The organism is Acinetobacter sp. CWB-B33 (assembly GCF_039655955.1).
GTDB lineage: Bacteria > Pseudomonadota > Gammaproteobacteria > Pseudomonadales > Moraxellaceae > Acinetobacter > Acinetobacter bouvetii.
Window position 1 is genome coordinate 1 of record NZ_JAGFEU010000016.1, and the last position, 2,032, is coordinate 2,032.

3 protein-coding genes are annotated in these 2,032 nt (G+C 38.7%); all 3 read left to right on the top strand.

Features of this window, described 5'->3' with window-relative positions; translation table 11 throughout:
* The first annotated feature begins 222 nt into the window (after positions 1 to 222).
* Positions 223 to 927 carry a hypothetical protein gene (locus JZ784_RS17495; protein ID WP_346315790.1) on the top strand — a complete coding sequence of 235 codons (705 nt, stop codon included), beginning with the start codon at positions 223 to 225 and terminating at the stop codon, positions 925 to 927.
* A gap of 78 nt (positions 928 to 1,005) precedes the next feature.
* The gene (locus tag JZ784_RS17500) at positions 1,006 to 1,521 is read left to right on the top strand and encodes a hypothetical protein (protein WP_346315791.1); all 516 of its coding nucleotides are present in this window, start codon (positions 1,006 to 1,008) and stop codon (positions 1,519 to 1,521) included.
* A gap of 61 nt (positions 1,522 to 1,582) precedes the next feature.
* Positions 1,583 to 2,032 (top strand): tape measure protein (locus JZ784_RS17505; protein WP_346315792.1); only part of this gene is annotated, 450 nt, incomplete at its 3' end.

The window sequence follows — 2,032 nt, forward strand, 5'->3', positions numbered from 1 at the left end:
AGTCATCTGATGAGGAGTTGTTCTTCATAAAAAGCCTAAATAGCAAAAAATTAAAAATATAACTTTCATATTATAAAACTGATTTATGTGAAAAACCACTTCATATGATTTTATGGAATATTTGGGAAATTAATTAACCATTCTCTGGGGCGGTTTTTCTTTTAGTTGTATATACTTTTTTTAATAAATTGAGTAATTTATCACCTTTATTTAGGGGGTAACATGAAAAAATTATTAGCAGTTGGGGTTTTAGGGTTAGTTTCAAATTTGGCTTTGGCAAACAAACCTTTGTTGATTCAGCAAGGCACTCCCGAACCAATGAGTGGCTACGAAACCCCAGTAGCAGAAACACAGTACAAACCTTTACAACCAACAAGTTATAAAAACGAGACAGCGCTCAATGCTTCGCTAATGCTTGAGTATTCAGCTCAGAAAGGCAAATTTGCAAATGATATTGATGAAGACCTAAAGGGTTTTGGTATCGGGATTTCATCAACTCCACACCGAAATGGTTATTGGGGTAAGTTTGAATATCAGCAAAGTGATAATTATGATGGCAGCGCTTACGAATTTTCATTCGGTGGCCACTTAAATTTAATCAATGCCAATGGTTTTTATGCGCTAGCAACTCTGGGTACTGGAGTAAGTATCTTAGAAGCTGATGGCTTTGATAACTCGACTTTTTGGACGCTGCCAGTTGGTTTAGAGTTGGGATACACACCTATTCCAAATCTTTCTGTATATGGTGGTATCGGATATAAGTGGTCTTGGGATATCTCATCTGATACAACTTGTGAAAATGGTACCCAAAGCAACAGTACAGGAAGCGGAACTTGCTCGTGGAATGGCGGCATTGATCACTACAATTACACCATAGGGGATTTTGACGGCATGACCTACAAAGCGGGTGTTCGTTATAACTTCTAAAGAGTGACCGCCCAAGTGGCGGTTTCTTTTTGCCTGCAAAATTAGTATCTTGTTCTAAATTATAAATTTAGGGCGGGTATGAAAACAGTATTAATATTAATCTTTTCTTTATTGGGTTTTACGGTTTCTGCTCAAACAATATATGTCTCAAATGATGTTAGTGATAACGCAACATCAAGCGAAGGAAATGCCGTAAAGCTAAAATATGAAACTTATTATCCAAAGCTGTCGCCATCAGATTGGGATTATAACTGCTCAAAGGATAAGTTTAACGGCCAAAAAAGTTGCTCTTTAAACAAATCAAACAGTAAGATAATGGTGAGTATTTTTGATGGTCGCTATAGTGTTTATATTGGGCGAAATCACTTTCCACACACTCAAAGCGCCATAAAAATTGATAACAATACACCGATTTATGGCTATGAAGGCTCAAGCAATACACCTCAAAAAGTTATTGAGCAAATGAAAAAAGGCAAAGTTGCTTACACTCGATATAAAGAATGGCCTTATGAATATAATCAAGATGGTGAAACTGATCTAACCGGATTTTCTGAAAAATACAATGAAATGCTAGAGGGGTACAAAAAACTCTAGTCAATACAATCAAATCAACCTCGCTTTGTGCGGGGTTTTTTATTGCCTGCAGGAAAGTGAAATGACCACACAAACCAGCCGTTTAGTAATTGAAATTGATTCGCGTAATGCCGAAAGAAACACGCGTGCTGTAGCAAATGAGCTTGAAAACCTAACAGCAAAAGGCTACAAGGCCGATGCTCAAATGACTGAAATGTCGGGCTCAATCAAGACCCTTGTTGGCTTTATGGGTGGTTTGCTGACAATTAATAAAGCCATTGCTATGGCAGACGGTTATACACAAATGGCCGCGCGCATCCGCAATGCAACGGCTAGCGCTGAAGAATATGATCTAGTGCAAAACCGAGTGCTGGCAACTGCAAATACGACTTATCGCTCATTCAGTGAAGCGCAGGAGGTGTATTTGAGTTTGTCGGGCGGCATGAAGTCTTTAGGTAAAACAACAACCCAGACATTAGACCTTGTGGATTCGCTTTCATTTAGCTTTACGCACAATGCCACCCGCACCGAC